Genomic DNA, 20,618 nt, shown 5'->3' with positions numbered 1-20,618 from the left:
GACCCGCCCGCCTTTCCGCGGCCGGTAGCGGCCGCGGGACCCATGCTATGGCGTCCGGGGCGGGTTCTTCCCGCACCACCCCAGGGGGCGGGGGCGGAAGCCCGGCCGCGCCCGGTGTCTCGACGTCATCCCTACCGCGCCTCCGCCAGCCGCCCCCGTGCGGCGGCCTGGATCCGGGAGGGCCCGAGCCCCCACTGGAGGGTGCGTCCGACGGCCGTCGCCAGGGGCCGGTCCCAGCCGGTGCGGACGGGGGCCGGGCGGTGGATGCCGAGTTCGGTGCGGGCCCAGTCGGGGAGGAGTCCGACCGAGGCGTTCGTGAGCAGGCCTACGACCAGCCGCTCCCGTCGTGTGCGTCCGAAGCGGCGGAGGAACAGTACCGAGTCCAACGCGGCCGGGGTGGCGTGGAGTTGGGGGCGGAGGCGGGCCAGGTAGCGCTCGGCTTCGAGGGACGTGCGCGGTACGTTCCGTGCGCCCAACGCCTCGGCCATGGGGGCGGCTTGGCGGTAATAGGCGTCGCACTCGGCGGGGGTCAGCCGGAGCGGCCGGGGTGCGTAGGTCTGGTGGCCGGCGAGGAAGCTGCGTACCTCGGCGGTGTGCACCCAGGTGAGCAGGTCGGGGTCGTCCGCGCGGTACGGCCGGCCGTCGGGGGCGGTGCCGTGCACCCGGGTGTGGATCCGCCGGACGAGGTCGATCACCTCGCGGGCGGCGGCCGAGGAGCCGAAGGTGGTCGTGGTGATGAACCGTACGGTTCCGTTCAGCCGCCCGACCGGATCGGCGCGGAAGTCGGAGTGCTGGTCGACCCCCGCCATGGCCAGCGGATGCAGCGACTGGAGCATGAGCGCGGCGAACCCGCCGGTGAGCATCCCGGTGGCCTGCCCGTGCACCCGCCACACCGGGTCCCCCGGCGCGATCCCGAACAGCCCGGGATCACCGGGCGGCCCCGCGTACCGCTCCAGCTTGAGATCCCCGCCGTGCATGGTCGCCGTGAGTTCCGCCGCGATCCGTTCCCGCAGTCCCACCAGCACCTCCAGGATCCGTGTCCCTCAGCCGAGGGTACCGATCCGCCCGGCGAGCACGGCCACGAGGATGAGCAGTCCGCACAGGGGGTTGGTGGCGAACGCCCGCCCGCAGGCTCCGACGTCCGCCGGGTCGGCCCGCCATACCTGCCATCCCAACTGCCCCGCGACCACGCACAGTCCGGGCCAGTACAGCGGCCCGAGCCCGGCCACGACGCCGAACCAGGCGAGCAGCACCACACACCCCGCGTACACGCCGCCCACCAGCACCCGGCTACGGCACCCCAGCAGCACGGCGGCCGACCGCACCCCGGCCCGCACATCGGCTTCCCGGTCCTGGCAGGCGTAGATCACGTCCGTCCCCACGGCCCAGCAGATCAGCGCCCCGTACAGCACCCCGCCCCCGAGCCCGAGCCCTCCGGTGAGCAGGCCGTACACCAGCGGCAACGTCCAGTTGATGGTGATCCCCAGCCACACATGCGGCCAGTGGGTGACCCGCTTCATATACGGATACACCGCCGCGAGGGGCGCCCCGGCCGCCGCCCACACCACGGCCTCCACGCTCCAGAACCCCATCACCAGCGGAGCGGCGGCCCCCACCACGACACACAGCACCAGTGCCCGCCCGGCCGCCAGCCGCCCGGAGGCGACGGGCCGCCCCGCCGTACGCGGCACCTGCGCGTCGAACCGCGCGTCCAGCACATCGTTGAGCCCGCAGGCGGCTCCTCTCGACAGCACCCCGTAGACCAGGAGCAGCAGCCCGAGCAGGCCCCCGTCCCGGGGCCCGGCGATCGCTCCCAGGGCGATCCATCCGGGCACCACCAGCAGCCAGGCCCCCACCGGCCGGTCCAGCCGCAGTAACTCCAGATACGGCCGCACCCCGGCGGGGGCCCGCCCCACCAACCGGGCGGCACGGCCTTGGGCCGGGACGTGAGTCGAGACGTGGGCCGGGGCTTGTGAGGCGACGGTCATACCGATTCATGTCCCTTTCCAGGGGGATTGCACGCCGATCGGCCCAACCTAACGCCGGCCAGGGCGAGTTACCCGCCTTTCCAGGGAGACACGCTCCGCGGTCGTCACGACCCGCGGCAACTCCTGGGCGCAGCCCTCCGTGGAGCCGCTCGCGCTCACGCGCAGCGCGCGCCCCGAGGTGTCGGCGCTGTCGCTCAGGCAGTAGCCACTGACGCTCTGGAACATGACGTCGGCGGGGCTGTCGCCGCCGCGCTGGGCGGTGAAGTGGTCGAACTTCAGCCCGCTGCCGGTGTTGGCGATGACCGCCGGGCGGCCGTCGTCGGCGGCGAACCGCACCGAGCTGTCGGTGAAGGTGACGCGGTCCGCGTTGTGGAGGTACCAGCCGAAGGCCGGACGGGTGCCGATGCTCTTGGGGTTGTACTCCTTGGCGTCGTTGCTGGGCACGCCGGTGGACATGGTGTCGTTGCCGCCGGGGACGGTCAGATCGACCTTGTTGAAGGTGATGTCCGTGATGTGGTTCGCGCCCGACTCACCCCACAGGGTGGGGCTGAAGGAGGGGCTGTTGCCCGTTCCGGTGATGTTGTCGTACGTGACGTTGCTGATGTGGCCGACGCCCGGGTTGTTGCCGCAGCGCTTTCTCGTCCCGATCTTCAGCATGATGGGCGAGTGGACGCCGGTCATCGTGATGTCGCGGTAGTGGACGTCCGAGATGTTGGAGCCGTCCATGGACACCATGCCGAGGCCGGACTTGTCGGCACCGGTGATGGCGATGTCCCGGAAGTCGTAGTCGGTGAAGTCGCCGCAGGTCTCGGAGCCGAACATCAGGGCGTTGCAGCACTTCGCGGACAGCTTGCTGTCCCGCACCTTCACATGGCCGTTGGGGAGCTTGGCGCCGAGGGCGTAGTCGCTCTTGAAGACGAGCGCGTCGTCGTTGGCGGCGATATCGGCGTCTGTGACGGTGACATTGGTGGTGCTGATGATGTTCCAGCCGTCGCGGTCGCTCGCGGTGTCGATGGTGAGGTGGTCGGAGGTCACGTCGTCGCAGCCGTTGATGAGGGCCGCGAAGTGGCCGCCGCGCCGCAGGGTGATGCCGCTGAGGGTCAGGCCCTTGCAGCGGGTCAGCGAGATGATCTTGTCGGCCTCGCCGGAGTCGGGGTTGCCGGTGATGAGGTTTCCGGCGCCGTCGATGGTGCCGGAGCCGGTGAAGCCGATGTTGGTGAGCTTGTCGCCGTAGAACATCGCGTTGTGGAAGTGGCTGTGTCCGTAGTCCTGGTAGTCGTCGTTCGGGTTGGCCTCCGGCTTGTCGTAGGTGTCCGCGCTGGACCCCAGGATGGTGGCCCCGGAGTCCAGCTGGAGGGTCACATCGCTCTTCAGGTGGACCGTGTTCTTGGACTTGTACTGCCCGGAGGGGAATTCCACGATCCCGCCGCCGGCGGCGTTGGCGGCGTTGATGGCCTTCTCGATCGCGCCGGTGTCGTTCGTCGAGCCGTCGGCCTTCGCGCCGTAGTCCTTGACGTCGAAGGTGGCGGCCCGGCCGGCGGCCGGGGCGGCCAGTGTGGGGGCCTGTGTCAGCCCGAAGACGATCGCGAGCACGAACACCGCTAACGCGGCGATTCTCTTCACCGTTCTCTCTCCTTCGCGTATCGGCCTTGATCGCTCATAGCGGCAGATCCGATGTATCCGAAGGCTGAACCATGATCCCTGCTATCCAGTGAGCCAAAGACGGTGGCGCGGTGCGGATAGATCGGATCTCTCACTCGGAATGTAACAGGCGCAGAGGAGCTGTCAATGGGCCGGGCGCAGCCACGCGCGTTCAGCGCAGCCGCGCCAGGCTCGATCCCCGGACCACGAGTTCGGGCTGGAGCACGATCCGCTGATGCCGGTGTGCGCCCGCCGCCTGCCCCGTCTCCTCGATCAGCAACTCCGCCGCCGTACGCCCCATCCGGAACGCGGGCTGCCGTACGGACGTCAGGGGCACCGCGGCCGCCGCCGCGAACTCGATGTCGTCGTAGCCCACCAGCGCCACATCCCCCGGCACCGACACCCCGGCTCCGTACAGCGCCTGCAACACCCCCAGCGCCAGCAGATCGTTGGCGCAGAAGACGGCCGTCGGCCGCGGCGACATCCCCAGCAGCCGCGCCCCCGCGTCCCGCCCCGCCGCCACATCCAGCCGCTCGACCTCCACATGGCGCAGCGCCGTCTCGCCCAGGCCTGTCTCGCGCAGGGCTTGCAGCGCGCCGGTGCGGCGGTCGTGGCACTGGGCGAGCTGCATGGGGCCGCTGACATACGCGATGGAGCGGTGGCCCTGGTCGAGGAGGTGGCGGGCGGCGAGGGCGCCGCCGGTGACATCGTCGACCGAGACCGAGCAGCCCTCCGCGCTGGGCACCAGCCGGTCGACGAAGACGAACGGGATGCCGTGCCGCCGGAACGACTCCAGGTTCCGTCCGCTGATGTCCGCCGGGGTGACCAGGACGCCGCGCACCCGCTGCTCGGAGAAGAGCCCCAGATACTCGGCCTCCTCCTCGGGGCTCTGGGCGCTGTTGCACACCATCACCCCCAGCCCCGCCTCGCGCGCCGCCCGCTCCGCACCGCTCGCCACATCCACGAAGAACGGGTTCGCCATGTCCAGCACCAGCAGCGAAATGATCCGGCTGCGCCCCGCCCGCAACTGCCGCGCCGACTCGCTGCGCACATACCCCAGCCGCTCGATGGTGGCGAGCACCCGGGCCCGGGTTTCCTCCGACACCGACTCCGGACGGTTGATGACGTTGGAGACGGTGCCGACGGAGACCCCGGCCTGGCGGGCCACCTCCTTGATGCCCACCGGCCGTGCCATCAAGCGGCGACTTCCACAAGCTCCAGGCCGGTGAGATCGGCCAGGGCGCGCAGCTCGGGCAGCAGCCGGCCGGTGGCCAGCGCCCAGTGGTGGGCGACGCCGCTCGCGCTCCAGGCGTCGGTCCACTCCCCCGGGTCACAGCCGAAGTCGACGCGGGAGGTGGTGTTGCCGATCCTCAGCAGCGGGCCGCCGACCACCTCGCCCTCGGAGGCGATGATCTTGTAGCGGCCGTCCCGGGTCTGCCCCAGGCCGACCAGCGTGACCGGGCCGTGCCGCACATCGAACTCGACGGACACGCCCCAGCCGCGTTTACCGTGGTAGACACCGAGGCCCCGCAGCAGCGGCTTGCGCTCGCTGATGGCCAGGTGGCCGGGCCCGTCGTGGCCCATCTCCACCACCGCGTCCCGGAAGTTGAGCGCCTGGAGCTCGGTGAACGAGCCGCCCGCGCCGAACCGGTCGCAGATCAGCATGGCCAGCGAGGTGCGCAGCTCGTACTCGCCCGCCGCCGGAACACCGCGCGCGGTGAGCAGCGAGGAGCCGAGGATCATGCCCGCGCCCAGCTTCTCGTGGATCTCGCCGTCCAGGCCCCGGTGGTAGTACGCGAGCGAGTCCAGGTCGAAGTCGGCCACCAGCCGGTCCAGGCCGACCGCCACCCGCGCCGCCCAGGTCAGGTCCTCCTCGACGACCGAGTCGGCGAGCTCGAAGACCTCGCGGGTCTCGGCCAGCTTCGCCGCCACCTCGTCGTCCTTCACCTGCTGGACCCGCACCCGCAGATCGTCGAACTCCAGGACCTCGACATGGCCGCCGAGGTTGCCGGTGACCATGGTGAGGTCGGTGGACACGTCGTACATCCCGGGATACAGGTGTCCCATCAGCCCGTGCCGCCCGTGGCGCAGCACGGACCGCACCCCGGCGGCCCGTATCCAGCGGCCGATGCGCGCCCAGGCCCGCTCGTCCTCCAGATATCCGGACACCGAGCGGAAGGGGACCCCGACCCGTTCGAAGGCGCCCGCCATCTCCGGCAGCGGACACGCGCCGCAGTAGGCGAGCCAGGCCCCGGTGTCGAAGGAGTCGTGGTCCATGGACTCGGTGGGCTGGAGGTTGATCAGCAGCACGGGGGCGCCGCTGCGCTGGGCGATCGGCACCAGCATGGTGGCCGTCATATAGGTGGTGAGGAAGCCGACGATCAGGTCGCAGTCCGCCGCGCGGAGCTTCTCGGCGGCCTCCGCGCCCTCCTGGGCGTCCGAGATGAAGCCCACGTCGACGACTTCGGCGTCGAACTCCCGCATGCGCTCGGTCACTCGGGCCGCGGAGCGGCGCAGCTGCGGGAGCAGATCGGGGAACTGGGGCCAGTACGCCCCGAGTCCGCCCGCGACCAGCCCGATCCTCGGCTTGCGCGCGACGGCGGGGAGACGTGCGGTCATGGTGGTTCTCTCACGTTCCTTTCCTGGTGCGATCGGGGGGGCGGGCCGGGGTGTTTCCCCCGTCCCGCCCCTCCCGGGGCTACGCGAGGTGGAAGACCTCCGTCAGGGGCTTCATCGCCTCGTCCGGCTTCGCGCCGTCCAGCGCCTCGAAGAATTCCGCCATCTCCGCCTGCCACCGGGCGTTGACATCCGTCTGCGCCATGGCCGCCTGCGCGGCCGCGAAGTCGTCCGTCTCCAGATAGCCGACCAGCAGGCCGTCCTCGCGCAGGAAGAGCGAGTAGTTGTGCCAGCCGGTGGCGGAGAGGGCGTCGAGCATCTCGGGCCACACGGCCGCGTGGCGCTCACGGTATTCGTCGAGCCGGTCCTGGCGGACCTTCAGCAGAAAGCAGACGCGCTGCATGCCGGGCCGCCTCAGAAGTCGAAGTCGTCGATGTTGCCCTTGTCGAAGACGGTGGGCGGGCCGAGGATGACCTCGCCGTCCTTGCCGATGGTGTACTCGCCGAGCTCGCCGGCCTTGAACTTCTCCCCCTCCGCGCCGGTGATCTGCCCGGACGCCAGCGCCGCGGCCGCGTACGAGCCGAGGTAGCCGAGCTTCTTCGGGTCCCACAGGGAGAACTGCTCGACGGTGCCGTCCTTGACGTACTTGCGCATCTGGTTGGGCGTGCCGAGGCCGTTGATGACGACCTTGCCCTTGTACGAGGAGTCGCTGATGTACCGCGCGGCGGCCGCGATGCCGACCGTCGTGGGCGAGATGATGCCCTTCAGGTTCGGGTAGGCCTTGAGCAGGCCCTGGGTCTCCTGGAAGGACTTCTGGTCGTCGTCGTCCCCGTAGGCCGTCTTGACCAGCTTCATGTTCTTGTACTTGGGCTTCTTCAGCTCGTCCTTCATGAACTCGATCCAGGTGTTCTGGTTGGTCGCGTTCTGAGTGGCCGAGAGAATCGCGATCTCGCCCTTGTAGTCGAGCTGTTCGGCGATGTGCTGGACCTGGCTGCGGCCGATCTCCTCCGAGCTGGCCTGGTTGATGAACAGCTGGCGGCATTCCTTGGCGGTGTCCGAGTCGTAGGCCACCACCTTGATGTCCTTCTTCATGGCCTGCTTGAGCGGGCCGCACACCGCGTTGGGGTCGTTGGCGGCGATCAGGATGGCGTCCTGGCGCTGCTGGATGAGGGTGTTGATGTACGACACCTGGGAGGAGGCGCTGGCGTCGGAGGGGCCGACCTCCTTGCCCTTGCCGCCGAACTCGTCGGCGGCCTTGATGCCCGCGTCGTCGACGATCTTCTCGTACGGGTTGTTGATCTGCTTGGGCAGGAAGGCGAGCTTGAGCCCCTTCTTCAGCGGGGCGTCGGGGTTGGCCTTCGCGTCTGTGGCCTTGGCGTCGCCACCGTTGTTGTCGGAGGAGTCCTTCTTGGTGGTGCCGCCGCACCCCGCGAGGGTGACGGCCAGGGCACAGGCCGCGGCGACAGAGGCCGCGGCGCGGCGCCGGGAAGACGTGCGAAGGAACATGGGGAAACCTTTCGGGGAAGTGTGACGTGGTGCGTCGTCAGCTGGAGGCGGTGGCGGCGGCTCTCCGGTGGCGCCACTCGCTGACGGTCGAGATCAGACGGGGAGTGAGGACGGAGGCCACCAGCAGCAGCCCGGTGACGATCACCTGGACCTCGTTGGCCACGTCGTTGAGGGTCAGCAGGTTCTTCAGGATGCCGATGAGCAGCACTCCGGCGACCGCGCCGAACAGGGTGCCCTTCCCGCCGTCGAAGTCGATGCCACCGAGCAGTACGGAGGCGATGACCAGCATCTCGAAGCCCGAGCCGTTGTCCGCCCGGGCGCTGCCGTAGCGGAGGGTGAACACCACGCCCGCGAAGGCCGAGACCAGCCCGGTGACCACGAACAGGAGGAGCTTGATGCGCTTGACGCGGATACCGGCGAAATACGCGGCGTCCTCCTGGGCGCCGATGGCGAACAGCGACCGGCCAAGACCCGTGGCGTGGAGCACCACGGCGGCCACGACGGCCAGCACGATGAACAGCGCCACCGGATAGGTGATGAAGGTGCCGGGGATGGTGGTGGTGTCCACCGCCCACTTGGCGTAGGTCTCGGGGAAGTCGGTGATGGCGTTGGAGCCGAGCACCACGGAGGCCAGCCCCCGGTAGAGGGCGAGCGTGCCGATGGTGACGGCGAGCGAGGGCAGCCCGACCTTGGTGACCAGCCAGCCGTTCAGCAGGCCACCGGCCACGCCGACCAGCAGCACCACGGGCACGATCGTCTCGAACGCCCAGCCGGAGTCCCACAGCTGCCCGGTCAGGGCGCTGCTCAGCCCCAGCATCGAGGCCACCGACAGATCCACCTGCCCGGCCACCACCAGCAGCGTCATCGGCAGCGCCATCAGCGCCACCTCGGCGATGTCGTTGAAGGCGAAGGCCAGGTTGTCACGGGCGGCGAAACCCTCGGTGGTGCCCAGCCCCGTGACGAAGACCGCCACCAGCAGCACACCGACCGCGGTGTCCCAGCGCAGCGCTCCGCGCAGCGGGCTCATCGGGCGCTCCTCTTCCTCAGCGCACGGGTCATGCGCACATTGACGATCCGGTCCACGCTGATCGCCGCCAGCAGCAGGGCGCCGGCGATGGCGTCCTCCCAGAACGAGTCGACCTTCAGCACGGACAGGGCGCTGCCGATGGTGGTGAGCAGCAGCGCGCCCAGCGCCGCGCCCCACACCGTGCCGACACCGCCGACGATGGCCACGCCGCCGACCACGACCGCGCTGACCACCGTCAGCTCCCAGCCGTGCGCGTTGTCCGCGACCACGGTGCCGAAGCGGGCCAGCCACAGCGCGCCCGCGAAACCGGCCACGGCGCCCGAGAAGACGTACGCGCCCAGCACCCGGCGGCGGATCGCCACCCCGGCCAGCCGGGCGGCCTCCGGGCTGGAGCCGATGGCGTACAGCTCGCGCCCGCTGCGGAAGCTGCGCAGGAAGTACGCGGTCGCGGCGAGCACGGCGAAGGAGATCAGCGGCAGATACGGGATACCGAGGACGCTGCCGCTGCCGAGGTCGAGCACCGGCTGCGGCACATCGGCGGCGTTGATCTGCTCGCCCTCGGCCCACCAGTAGTCGACACCCTGGATGATGTAGAGCATCCCGAGGGTCACCACCAGCGCGGGCACCTTGCCGAAGCTGACCAGCGCGCCGCTGACCAGGCCGCAGAGCGCGCCGACCGCGATGCCGAGCAGGGCCACCAGCAGCGGGCCGTGGTCCGTGCCGGACACGAACTTCCCGCAGGCGAAGGCGGAGAGCCCCACCACGGAGCCCACCGACAGGTCGATGTTGCGGGTGACCACCACCACGGACTGCCCCACCGCGAGCAGTACCAGGATCGCGGCGTTGAGCAGCAGGTCCTTGACGCCCTGGCTGTTGAGGAAGCGGGGCTCGGCGATCCAGGTGAACAGCACCAGGAGCACCAGGGCCCCGGCGATGCTGATCTCGCGGGCGCGGAAGACCGTGTCGACCAGCGACCGCGCCGACCGCCCCGCCTCGGCCTGAGCCGTGGGTTTCTCGATGGTGGCCGTCATGCCGCAGCCCTTCCCTTGCCGGTACGGCCGGTCGCCGCGGCCATGACGGATTCCTCGGTGGCCTCGGCGCGCGGGATCTCCGCGACCACGCGGCCCTCGTGCATCACCAGGACCCGGTCGGCCATGCCCAGCACCTCGGGCAGATCGGAGGAGATCATCAGCACCGCGAGCCCCTCGGCGGCCAGCGACGACAGCAGCCGGTGCACCTCGGCCTTGGTGCCGACGTCGATGCCGCGCGTCGGCTCGTCGACGATCAGCACCGAGGGATCGGTGGCCAGCCACTTCGCCAGCACGACCTTCTGCTGATTGCCGCCGGACAACACGCCGACGTGGTCGCTCAGCTTGCCGTACTTGAGCTGGAGCCGGGTGGCCCAGTCGGTGGCCCGGCCGCGCTCCAGGGCCCGCTTGACGAGCCCTCCGCTACGGATCCGGTCCAATCCCGTGAGGCCGATGTTGCGCTCGATGGACATCTCCATGACCAGCCCGCGCTGGCGCCGGTCCTCGGGTACGAGCGCGAGCCCGGCGGCCATCGCGGCGTTCGGCGAACCGGGCCGCAGCGGTGTGCCCGCCACCCGCACCTCGCCCGCGTCCGCCCGGTCCACCCCGAACACGGCCTGCGCCACCTCGGTGCGGCCCGCGCCCACCAGCCCGGCCAGCGCGACGATCTCGCCCCGGCGCACCTCGAAGGACACATCCCGGAACACGCCCTCGCGGGTCAGCCGGTGCACGGACAGCGCCGTCTCGCCGACCCGCGTGTCCTGCTTGGGATACAGCTCGTCCAGGTCCCGGCCCACCATCCGGCGCACCAGGTCGTCCTCGGTCAGGCCCTCCAGCGGCTCGGAGGCCACCCAGCGGCCGTCCCGCAACGTGGTCACCCGCTGGCACAGCCGGAAGATCTCCTCCAGCCGGTGCGAGATGAACAGCACGGCCGCGCCCTCGGCGCGCAGCGCCTCCACGACCGAGAAGAGCCGGGCGGTCTCGCTGCCGGTGAGGGCGGCGGTCGGCTCGTCCATGATCAGCACCCGGGCGTCGAAGGAGAGCGCCTTCGCGATCTCCACGATCTGCTGGTCGGCGATGGAGAGCCCGCGCGCGGGCCGGTCGGGGTCCAGCGCCACGCCGAGCCGGCTCATCAGCGCGGCCGTCGCGGAGCGCACCCCCTTGTGGTCGATCCGGCCGAGCCGCCGCCGGGGCTGACGGCCCATGAAGATGTTCTCGGCGATCGACAGGTCGGAGAAGAGCGTGGGCTCCTGGTAGATGACGGCGATGCCCACGTCACGGGCGTCCGCGGGGCCGTGGAAGACCACCGGTTCACCGTCGAGCAGCACCTGCCCGGCGTCGGGGCGGTGCACCCCGGCGAGCGTCTTGATGAGCGTCGACTTGCCGGCACCGTTCTCGCCGGCGAGGGCGTGCGCCTCGCCGGGGAACAGCTCGAGCGAGACGTCCCGCAGGGCCCGGACGGCGCCGAAGGATTTGTTCACCCCCTTGAGGGCGAGGACCGGAACTCCGGTCGAAACAGCCTGGCTCACGGTGTCGGTGTCTCCTTGCTTCCCTGCGAGGGTGGCCTTCCGGCCCGGGGAAAATGAAATGTTTCAAAGTCAGTGCCGGGAAGCTAGCCCGGCGATTTGCGACCGTCAAGGGGGTATGCGCCAGGTAAATCAAGTCGTTGCCATCCCTCTTGACGCACCGCACACCGTGGACCTACGGTCCAGTAGCTTCAGCATTGAATCGTTTTTCCACGTCAGCGACCCCACCCCAGGGGTCGCACTGCTTCTTGACGCCCGGCCGTCCACACGGCTAGCGTCTGTTGAATCGTTTCATAGTTGCCTTCGAGGAGACGCATGTCTGACCTTTCGGCCGTGAAGGCGGCCCTCAAGACCCAGGCCGTCGAGACGCCGTCATGGGCGTACGGCAACTCTGGAACCCGCTTCAAGGTCTTCGCCCAGCCCGGTGTTCCGCGCACCCCCCAGGAGAAGCTCGACGACGCCGCCCAGGTGCACGCCTTCACCGGCGTGGCCCCCACCGTCGCCCTGCACATCCCCTGGGACAAGGTGGACGACTACGCGGCGCTCGCCAAGCACGCCGAGGAGCGCGGCCTGAAGCTCGGCGCCATCAACTCCAACGTCTTCCAGGACGACGACTACAAGCTCGGCTCGGTCACCAACCCCGACCCCGAGATCCGCGGCAAGGCGCTCGCCCACCTCCTGGAGTGCGTCGACATCATGGACGCCACGGGCTCCCGCGACCTGAAGCTCTGGTTCTCCGACGGCACCAACTACCCCGGCCAGGACGACATCGCCGCCCGCCAGGACCGCCTCGCGGAGGCCCTCCAGGCCGTCTACGAGCGGCTGGGCGAAGACCAGCGGCTGCTGCTGGAGTACAAGTTCTTCGAGCCCGCCTTCTACACCACCGACGTCCCCGACTGGGGCACGGCCTACGCCCACTGCCTCAAGCTCGGCCCCAAGGCTCAGGTCTGCGTGGACACCGGCCACCACGCGCCCGGCACCAACATCGAGTTCATCGTGGCGCTGCTGCTGCGGGAGGGGAAGCTCGGCGCGTTCGACTTCAACTCCCGCTTCTACGCGGACGACGACCTCATGGTCGGCGCGGCGGACCCCTTCCAGCTCTTCCGCATCATGTACGAGGTGGTCCGCGGCGGCGGCCTCGACTCGGGCGTCGCGTTCATGCTGGACCAGTGCCACAACATCGAGCCGAAGATCCCGGCGATCATCCGCTCGGTGATGAACGTGCAGGAAGCGACGGCGAAGGCCCTCCTCGTCGACCGGGACGCGCTGGCCGCCGCCCAGGCCTCCGGCGATGTCCTCGGCTCCAACGCGGTGCTGATGGACGCGTACAACACCGACGTGCGGCCGCTGCTCGCGGAGGTCCGCGAGGAGTTGGGGATCGACCCCGATCCCATGGCCGCGTACAAGGCCTCCGGGTGGGCGGAGCGGATCGTGGCGGAGCGGGTGGGTGGGACGCAGGCGGGCTGGGGCGCGTAGCGCCTGGCGGCGGGCTTTGTTCCCCACCCCGCCCCTTCCCGAACCATGGGGCTCCGCCCCCTGGACCCCGGCCATCACCGGGGCGCCGTCCCGGCCAGGCACGGGGGCTCCGCCCCACGGCCCCGGCGGGCGGTGGCAGGAGGGCTCCGGCCGACGGCCAGGGCTCCGAACCGCCGCTGGGGAGCCGCCGCCAACGGGCCGGGCGGGCCGGGCGCGGGGACGGGCACCCAGCCACCGCCGGGAGAACCCCAGGCGGGTCCATGTGGCGGGGCTGTGCCCCTGGACCCCGGCCACCACCGGGGCGCCGTCCCGGCCAGGCACGGGGGCTCCGCCCCACGGCCCTGGCTGGGAGAGCCCCAGGCGGAGCCGGGGCGCGCCGCACCGGAGGCCTGGTTGCCCGGACCCGCCACTGGCGAGCGGCGGCACGAGAGCTCCGGCCGGGACCGCCAGGCCCGGCGGTGGCTCCGCGCCATCCCGCGGAACCACCACCGGGAGAACCCAGGCGGGACCGGGGCACGCCGCACCGGAGGCTGGTTGCCCGGACCCGCCACTGGCGGGCGGCGGCACGAGAGCTCCGGCCGGGACCGGGGGCTTCGGGCCGTCCCTGGGAGCCACCGCGGGGAGAACCCCAGGCGGGGCGGGCGCGGACCTGGCCGGGAATGTACGACCCCGCCGTGGCGGGGATCGGCCGACTTCATCAACCACACGAAGAGGAAGAACATGACCGCAGAACTGCACCCCGAAGCGGCCACCCTGCTGGAGCGATCGCACCGCCTCGGGGCGGACCCCCGGAACACCAACTACGCGGGCGGGAACACCTCCGCCAAGGGCACCGCGACCGACCCGGTGACCGGGCAGGATGTCGACCTCATGTGGGTGAAGGGCTCCGGGGGCGACCTGGGGACCCTGACCGAGGCCGGGCTCGCCGCGCTGCGGCTGGACCGGTTGCGGGCGCTGACCGAGGTCTACCCAGGGGTGGATCGCGAGGACGAGATGGTCGCCGCGTTCGACTTCTGCCTGCACGGCAAGGGCGGCGCCGCGCCGTCCATCGACACCGCCATGCACGGCCTGGTCAACGCCGCCCATGTCGACCATCTGCACCCTGACTCCGGCATCGCGCTCGCGTGTGCCGCCGACGGCGAGGCGCTCACCAAGGAGTGTTTCGGCAACCAGGTCGTATGGGTTCCCTGGCGCCGCCCCGGGTTCCAGCTCGGCCTGGACATCGCCGCCATCAAGAAGGCCAACCCCGAGGCCATCGGCTGCATCCTCGGCGGTCATGGCATCACCGCCTGGGGCGACACCTCCGACGAGTGCGAGGCCAACTCGCTCCGTATCATCCGCACCGCCGAGCAGTTCCTCGCCGAGCGCGGCAAGGCGGACCCCTTCGGCCCCGCCATCTCCGGCTACGAGCCCCTGCCCGAGGCCGAGCGCCGCGCCCGCGCCGCCGCGCTCGCCCCCGTCCTCCGTGGCCTCGCCTCCACGGACCGCCCGCAGGTCGGCCACTACAACGACAGCGCCCCCGTCCTCGACTTCGTCTCCCGCGCCGAACACCCGCGGCTGGCCGCGCTCGGCACCTCCTGCCCGGACCACTTCCTCCGTACCAAGGTCCGCCCCCTGGTCCTGGACCTCCCGCCCACGGCCCCCCTCGACGAGACGATCGCCCGTCTCAAGGAGCTGCACGCCGCCTACCGCACGGACTACCAGGCGTACTACGAGCGGCACGCCACTCCCGACTCCCCCGCGATGCGCGGCGCCGACCCGGCGATCGTGCTCATCCCGGGTGTCGGGATGTTCAGCTACGGCAAGGACAAGCAGACGGCCCGGGTGGCGGGCGAGTTCTACGTCAACGCGATCAATGTGATGCGGGGCGCCGAGGCCGTATCGACGTACTCCCCCATCGAGGAGTCCGAGAAGTTCCGCATCGAGTACTGGGCGCTGGAGGAGGCCAAGCTTCAGCGGATGCCGAAGCCCAAGCCCCTGGCGACCCGTATCGCCCTGGTCACCGGCGCCGGCTCGGGCATCGGCAAGGCCATCGCGCAACGTCTGGTGGCCGAGGGCGCCTGCGTGGTCGTCGCGGACATCAACGCGGAGAACGCCGCGGCCGTAGCAGCCGACCTGGGCGGCCCCGACAAGGCCGTCCCCGTCACCGTCGACATCACCTCCGAAGACGAAATCGCCGCAGCCTTCCAAGAAGCGCTCCTGGCCTTCGGAGGCGTGGACCTCCTCGTCAACAACGCGGGGATCTCCATCTCCAAGCCCCTCCTCGAAACCACCGCCAAGGACTGGGACCTCCAGCACGACATCATGGCGCGCGGCAGCTTCCTCTCCTCCCGCGAAGCGGCCCGGGTCATGATCGACCAGGGCATGGGGGGCGACGTCATCTACATCGCCTCCAAGAACTCCGTCTTCGCGGGGCCGAACAACATCGCCTACTCCGCCACCAAGGCCGACCAGGCCCACCAGGTGCGCCTCCTGGCAGCCGAACTGGGCGCACACGGCATCCGGGTCAACGGAGTCAACCCCGACGGAGTCGTACAGGGCTCAGGAATCTTCGCGGGCGGCTGGGGCGCACAGCGCGCGGCCACATACGGCATCCCCGAGGAAGAGCTGGGCAAGTTCTACGCCCAGCGCACCCTGCTGAAGCGCGAGGTCCTGCCCGAGCACGTGGCGAACGCGGTCTTCGCGCTCACCGGGGGCGATCTGACGCACACCACCGGTCTGCACGTCCCGGTCGACGCCGGGGTCGCGGCGGCCTTCCTGCGCTGACACGCACGTGAGGGGGGCGGGGGTGCAGGGGTGGTGCCCTGGACGCTTACGCATATGTGTGGCGCCAAGTTCCGGCCCACCCCACGCTTCCGGGCACCGGCGCCGTAAATATGCGGTCCAGGGTGACAGCCCCTTAAGGCCCCGCCCCCGCCCCGTACCGAGCACCGCAACAACACCACACGAGGATCCCGTGCCACCCACTCCGCCCAAACAGAGCTTCGCCGCCGTAGACCTGGGCGCGTCCAGCGGCCGCGTCATGGTCGGCACGGTCGCCCCCGGCGCCCTCTCGCTCCAGGAGGTGCACCGCTTCCCCAACCACCCGGTCCGCATAGGCGGCACCCTGCACTGGGACATCCTCGCCCTCTACCGGGGCGTCCTGGACGGCCTGCGCGCCGCGGCCGAGGCCGCCCGGGCCGCGAACACCCGCCTGACCAGCGTCGGCATCGACAGCTGGGCCGTCGACTACGGCCTCCTCGGCGCCGACGGCGCGCTGCTGGGCAACCCCGTCCACTACCGCGACACCCGCACCGACGGTGCGGCCGAACAGGTCGCCGCCGTCCTCCCGCCCGAGGACCTGTACGCGGCCACCGGCCTCCAGCACCTCCCCTTCAACACCATCTACCAGCTGACCGCCGCCCAGGGCAGCTCGGCCCTCGCCGCCGCGCACCGCCTGCTCCTCATCCCGGACCTCATCTCGTACTGGCTGACGGGCGAGGCGGGCACCGAGCTGACCAACGCCTCCACCACCCAGCTGATCGACCCCCGCACCCGCGACTGGTCCCGGGCCGTCGCCGCCGTCGCCGACACCCTCGGCATCGACCTGTCGCTCTTCCCGCCTCTCCGCCACCCCGGCGACCCGGCGGGAGAGCTGCGCCCGGAGATCCTGTCCGCGACCGGCCTCGAAGGCCCCGTCCCCGTCACCGCCGTGGGCTCCCACGACACCGCCTCCGCCGTCGTCGGCGTCCCCGCCACCACGCCCGACTTCGCGTACATCGCCACCGGCACCTGGTCCCTGGCCGGGCTGGAGCTGAACGCCCCGGTCCTCACCGAGGCGAGCCGGCGCGCCAACTTCACCAACGAACTCGGCGTGGACGGCACGGTCCGCTATCTGCGCAACATCATGGGCCTGTGGATGCTCCAGGAGTGCCTGCGCACCTGGGAGTCCGAAGGCAGTCCCCAGGACCTGCGAACGCTCCTCGACGAGGCAGCCCGAGCAGCACCCCTCCGCTCCGTGGTCGACGCCGGAGCCCCCGAGTTCATCGCCCCGGACCGGATGCCCGACCGGATCGCGGAGGCCTGCCGCCGCACCGGCCGGCCGGTCCCCCGGACCCCCGCCGAGACCACCCGTTGTGTCCTGGACTCCCTCGCCCTGGCCCACCGCCGCGCGATCGAGGACGCCCAGCGCCTGTCCGGCCGTACCGTGCGCACCGTGCACATCGTCGGCGGCGGCGCGCACAACGCGCTGCTGTGCCGGCTGACCGCGGACGCCTGCGGGCTGCCGGTGGTCGCGGGCCCGGCGGAGGCCGCGGCGCTCGGCAATGTCCTGGTCCAGGCCCGGACCGCGGGCGTGGTCACCGGCGGCCTGCCCGAGCTGCGTGCGCTGCTTCACAGCACCCAGCCGCTGAGGCAGTATGAGCCTTCGGGTGATCAAGCGGCGTGGTCCCGGGCGGCCGCCCTCGTCGAGGGCGGGCGGGCCGAGGGCCAGGAGGAGGAACCGTGCGCGTAGCGCTCTTCATCACCTGCGTCAACGACACGCTCTATCCCCGCACCGGGCACGCCGTCGTCACCCTCCTCGAACGGCTGGGTGTCGAGGTCGGCTTCCCGCCGGGGCAGAGCTGCTGCGGGCAGGCGCAGTTCAACACCGGCTACCGCCACCAGACCGAGCCCTTGGTGCGCCGCTACGCCACCGCGTTCCAGGACTACGACTACGTGGTCACCCCCTCCGGCTCGTGCGCCGCCATGGTGCGCGACAACTACCCGAGGATCGGGGCGAAGGCGGCCGCCGAGGGCCGTGGCCAGGAGCTGACCGAGCTGGCGGCCGCGGCGGTGCCCAAGACGTACGAACTCACCGAGTTCATCACCGACGTCCTCAAGGTGACCGACGTGGGCGCGTACTACCCGCACACCGTGACGTACCACCCCACCTGCCACGGCCTGCGGATGCTGCGCCTGGGCGACCGGCCGCGCAGGCTGCTGTCGGCCGTCGAGGGTCTTGAGCTGGTCGAGTTGCCGGGCGCGGAGGAGTGCTGCGGCTTCGGCGGCACGTTCGCCGTGAAGAACACGGCGGTCTCGGCCGCGATGGGCGCCGACAAGGCGCGCAACATCACCGCGACCGGGGCCGAAGCGGTGTGCACGGTCGACAACTCGTGTCAGATGCACATCGGCGGGACGCTCGCCCGGCAGGGCTCGACGGTCCGCCCGATCCATATCGCCGAGATCCTGGCGAGCACGGAAGGAGACGTCTGGTGACCGGCACCTATCTGGGCATGCCCGCCTTCCCCGACGCGGCCGCGGTCTCGACGAAGAACACGCAGCTGCGCGCCAATCTGCGGCACGCCACGCACACCATCCGCGCCAAGCGCGCCAAGGCCGTCGCGGAGCTGGACGACTGGGGCGGGCTGCGCGCCGCGGGTGCGGCGATCAAGGACCGTACGCTGCGCCATCTCGACCACTACCTGGAGCAGTTGGAGAGCGCCGTGACCGCGGCGGGCGGCCAGGTGCACTGGGCGGCGGACGCGGACGAGGCGAACCGGATCGTCACCGAGCTGGTCCGGGCCACCGGCGAGCGCGAGGTCGTCAAGGTCAAGTCGATGGCCACGCAGGAGATCGGGCTGAACGACGCGCTCGCCACGGCGGGCATCCGCGCGTACGAGACCGATCTGGCCGAGCTGATCGTGCAGCTCGGCGACGATCTGCCGTCACACATCCTGGTGCCCGCGATCCACCGCAACCGCACCGAGATCCGGGACATCTTCACCGACCAGATGGCCCGCTGGGGCCGCCCCGCGCCGGAGGGGCTGACGGACGCCCCGGCCGATCTGGCGGAGGCGGCGCGGCTGCATCTGCGCGAGAAGTTCCTGAACGCGAAGGTCGGGATCTCGGGCGCCAACTTCATGGTGGCGGAGTCCGGCACGCTGGTCGTGGTCGAGTCCGAGGGCAACGGCCGGATGTGTCTCACGCTGCCCGAGACGCTGATCTCCGTCGTCGGCATCGAGAAGGTGGTGCCGACGTGGCAGGACCTGGAGGTGTTCCTCCAGTTGCTCCCGCGCTCCTCGACGGCGGAGCGGATGAACCCGTACACGTCCACCTGGACGGGCACCACCGACGGCGACGGCCCGCGCGTCTTCCATCTGGTGCTGCTCGACAACGGGCGCACGGACACGCTCGCGGACACCGTGGGGCGGCAGGCGCTGCGCTGCATCCGCTGCTCGGCGTGTCTCAATGTGTGCCCGGTGTACGAGCGGGCGGGCGGCCATGCCTACGGGTCGGCGTACCCGGGGCCGATCGGGGCGATCCTCACGCCGCAGCTGCGTGGCACCCAGAGCGAGCTTGACGCCTCGCTGCCGTACGCCTCGTCGCTGTGCGGCGCGTGTTACGAGGTGTGTCCGGTGGCGATCGACATCCCGGAGATCCTGGTCCATCTGCGCGAACGGGTGGTCGAGGGCGGCCCGGTGTCGGTGCACGGGACGCGGACGGTCATCAAACCGGCGAAGGGCCACGCCGCGGAGCGGGCCGCGATGCGGGCGGCGCGCTGGGCCCTGGACCACCCGGGTGTGCTGCGCGCCGGGCAGCGCCTGGCCTCCCGTACCCGCCGCTTCCATCCGCGCCGGCTGCCGGGGCCGGGGCGGGCGTGGACGGACACCCGGGAGCTGCCGGAGGTGCCGGCCGAGCCGTTCCGGGACTGGTGGCGCAGAACACGCGGCGACGAGGGCACGAGCGGCGAGGGGAAGAGGACAACGTGAGCAGGCGAGACCTGGTGCTGGCCCGTGTCCGCCGCGCGCTGGCGGACGTCCCCCGGACCGAGCGCCCCTCCGACGCCCCCGTGGACCGCGGCTATCTGCGGGCGCACGGGGACCGGACCACTGCGCAGACCGTGGATCTGCTCGCGGAGAACCTGGCCGACTACCGGGCGATCGTGCACCGTACGGACCCGAAGGGGCTCCCGGGCCTGATCGCCCGGCTGCTGGACGGACGCGGCGCGACCAGCGTGGTCCTGCCGCCCGGGCTGCCCGACGCGTGGCTGTCGGCCGTCGACGCGCAGCGGGTGGAGCGGATCGCGGACACGCCGGAGCTGACCCCGCACGATCTGGACGCGGTCTCCAGTGTGGTCACGGGCTGCGCGGTGGCGGTGGCGGAGACGGGGACGGTGGTGCTGGACGCGGGCCCGGACCAGGGGCGCCGTCGCATCACGCTGGTGCCCGACCACCACATCTGTGTCATCCGGGTGCCCGAGCAGGTCGTGGACTCGGTACCGCAGGCCCTTGAGCGGCTCGATCCGGCGCGCCCGCTGACCTGGATCTCGGGTCCGTCCGCGACGAGCGACATCGAGCTGGACCGGGTGGAGGGGGTGCACGGCCCGCGGACACTGGAGGTCGTGCTGGTCGAGAGCTGAAACCACACGAGCAGACCGCACGAGTGAGCCACACGTTCACACCACAAGAGGATGCGCGGCGGATGCGGCCTTGCTCACATACCCGCGGTAACAGCACTCTTGAGCGGTTTGCACCGGTGCCGTTGTCAGTGGCTGCCCGTACTCTGATCCCCATGCGTCCGACTCCTACTCACCACGAACCCGCTTTACTCACCACCTCGACCGACCAGGCGAACGAGGCGATCCGGGTGTTTCTGCTCGCGCGCGCCGGCCGGGCGCTGGGCCCCCAGGAGCGGGCCGAATACGGTCGGTTGCTGAAGGACTACACCCGGGCGCTGCGGGGAGAGGTCGGGCAGGCGGCGTGAGCCGCTGCGGCGCGCCGGGAGCGTGTCGCGGGTCACGCCCTGCGCTAGTGGCCTGAAGTACCCCTTGTGATGGAGCATCACCGTCCAT

17 protein-coding genes are annotated in these 20,618 nt (G+C 71.1%); 7 read left to right on the top strand and 10 right to left on the bottom strand.

From position 1 onward, the window contains the following. Nucleotides 1-131 precede the first annotated feature (131 nt). The 10 genes from ACH4S9_RS34760 to ACH4S9_RS34715 form a co-directional block, all read right to left on the bottom strand. Nucleotides 132-1,019, bottom strand: a complete 888-nt coding sequence (locus ACH4S9_RS34760) for an oxygenase MpaB family protein (protein ID WP_385346371.1) — start codon at nt 1,017-1,019, stop codon at nt 132-134. Nucleotides 1,020-1,043: 24 nt separating this feature from the next. Further along, on the bottom strand, nt 1,044-1,988 hold the full coding sequence (locus ACH4S9_RS34755; RefSeq protein ID WP_398375529.1) for a 4-hydroxybenzoate octaprenyltransferase: 945 nt from the start codon (nt 1,986-1,988) through the stop codon (nt 1,044-1,046). Between the two features lie 48 nt (nt 1,989-2,036). After that, the gene (locus ACH4S9_RS34750) at nt 2,037-3,611 is read right to left on the bottom strand and encodes a glycoside hydrolase family 28 protein (protein ID WP_398375528.1); all 1,575 of its coding nucleotides are present in this window, start codon (nt 3,609-3,611) and stop codon (nt 2,037-2,039) included. A gap of 190 nt (nt 3,612-3,801) precedes the next feature. Beyond that, the gene (locus ACH4S9_RS34745) at nt 3,802-4,824 is read right to left on the bottom strand and encodes a LacI family DNA-binding transcriptional regulator (RefSeq protein WP_361193315.1); all 1,023 of its coding nucleotides are present in this window, start codon (nt 4,822-4,824) and stop codon (nt 3,802-3,804) included. After that, nucleotides 4,824-6,248, bottom strand: a complete 1,425-nt coding sequence (locus ACH4S9_RS34740; RefSeq protein ID WP_361193313.1) for an L-fucose/L-arabinose isomerase family protein — start codon at nt 6,246-6,248, stop codon at nt 4,824-4,826. Before ACH4S9_RS34740 ends, ACH4S9_RS34745 begins: the two co-directional genes overlap by 1 nt. 79 nt (nt 6,249-6,327) lie before the next feature. Next, on the bottom strand, nt 6,328-6,648 hold the full coding sequence (locus tag ACH4S9_RS34735) for an L-rhamnose mutarotase (RefSeq protein WP_311730673.1): 321 nt from the start codon (nt 6,646-6,648) through the stop codon (nt 6,328-6,330). An 11-nt stretch (nt 6,649-6,659) separates the two neighbouring features. Next, nucleotides 6,660-7,751 carry a rhamnose ABC transporter substrate-binding protein gene (gene rhaS, locus ACH4S9_RS34730; RefSeq protein ID WP_311730672.1) on the bottom strand — a complete coding sequence of 364 codons (1,092 nt, stop codon included), beginning with the start codon at nt 7,749-7,751 and terminating at the stop codon, nt 6,660-6,662. Between the two features lie 37 nt (nt 7,752-7,788). Next, complete coding sequence (locus ACH4S9_RS34725) at nt 7,789-8,778, bottom strand: ABC transporter permease (protein ID WP_358847400.1); 990 nt, start codon at nt 8,776-8,778, stop codon at nt 7,789-7,791. Then, nucleotides 8,775-9,809 carry an ABC transporter permease gene (locus ACH4S9_RS34720; protein WP_358847401.1) on the bottom strand — a complete coding sequence of 345 codons (1,035 nt, stop codon included), beginning with the start codon at nt 9,807-9,809 and terminating at the stop codon, nt 8,775-8,777. Before ACH4S9_RS34720 ends, ACH4S9_RS34725 begins: the two co-directional genes overlap by 4 nt. Beyond that, a complete protein-coding gene (locus tag ACH4S9_RS34715) occupies nt 9,806-11,335 on the bottom strand; it encodes a sugar ABC transporter ATP-binding protein (RefSeq protein ID WP_398375524.1) in 1,530 nt (509 codons plus the stop codon). Before ACH4S9_RS34715 ends, ACH4S9_RS34720 begins: the two co-directional genes overlap by 4 nt. Before the next feature lie 312 nt (nt 11,336-11,647). On the opposite strand from ACH4S9_RS34715, the gene rhaI reads away from it, so the two are divergent. From rhaI to ACH4S9_RS34680, 7 genes are all read left to right on the top strand, one after another. Then, nucleotides 11,648-12,808 carry an L-rhamnose isomerase gene (gene rhaI, locus ACH4S9_RS34710; RefSeq protein WP_311730668.1) on the top strand — a complete coding sequence of 387 codons (1,161 nt, stop codon included), beginning with the start codon at nt 11,648-11,650 and terminating at the stop codon, nt 12,806-12,808. A gap of 720 nt (nt 12,809-13,528) precedes the next feature. Continuing rightward, nucleotides 13,529-15,574: a bifunctional aldolase/short-chain dehydrogenase gene (locus ACH4S9_RS34705; protein ID WP_311730667.1), complete on the top strand. Its 2,046-nt coding sequence runs from the start codon at nt 13,529-13,531 to the stop codon at nt 15,572-15,574. A gap of 190 nt (nt 15,575-15,764) precedes the next feature. Continuing rightward, on the top strand, nt 15,765-17,300 hold the full coding sequence (locus ACH4S9_RS34700) for a rhamnulokinase family protein (RefSeq protein WP_398375522.1): 1,536 nt from the start codon (nt 15,765-15,767) through the stop codon (nt 17,298-17,300). Beyond that, nucleotides 17,291-18,043 carry a (Fe-S)-binding protein gene (locus tag ACH4S9_RS34695; RefSeq protein WP_311730664.1) on the top strand — a complete coding sequence of 251 codons (753 nt, stop codon included), beginning with the start codon at nt 17,291-17,293 and terminating at the stop codon, nt 18,041-18,043. The genes ACH4S9_RS34700 and ACH4S9_RS34695 overlap by 10 nt, the downstream gene beginning before the upstream one ends. Then, nucleotides 18,040-19,536 (top strand): lactate utilization protein B, encoded by a 1,497-nt coding sequence (locus ACH4S9_RS34690; RefSeq protein WP_311730663.1) that lies wholly within the window; start codon nt 18,040-18,042, stop codon nt 19,534-19,536. Before ACH4S9_RS34695 ends, ACH4S9_RS34690 begins: the two co-directional genes overlap by 4 nt. Next, nucleotides 19,533-20,186: a lactate utilization protein C gene (locus tag ACH4S9_RS34685; protein ID WP_398375520.1), complete on the top strand. Its 654-nt coding sequence runs from the start codon at nt 19,533-19,535 to the stop codon at nt 20,184-20,186. The genes ACH4S9_RS34690 and ACH4S9_RS34685 overlap by 4 nt, the downstream gene beginning before the upstream one ends. A gap of 152 nt (nt 20,187-20,338) precedes the next feature. Further along, entirely contained in the window at nt 20,339-20,530 is a 192-nt protein-coding gene (locus ACH4S9_RS34680; RefSeq protein ID WP_311730661.1) for a hypothetical protein, read from the top strand. Nucleotides 20,531-20,618 lie beyond the last annotated feature (88 nt).

This window comes from Streptomyces sp. NPDC021225 (genome assembly GCF_044332865.1).
Lineage (GTDB): Bacteria > Actinomycetota > Actinomycetes > Streptomycetales > Streptomycetaceae > Streptomyces.
Note: the sequence above shows the minus strand (reverse complement) of the source record. Positions and strands in the feature narration are given on the sequence as shown.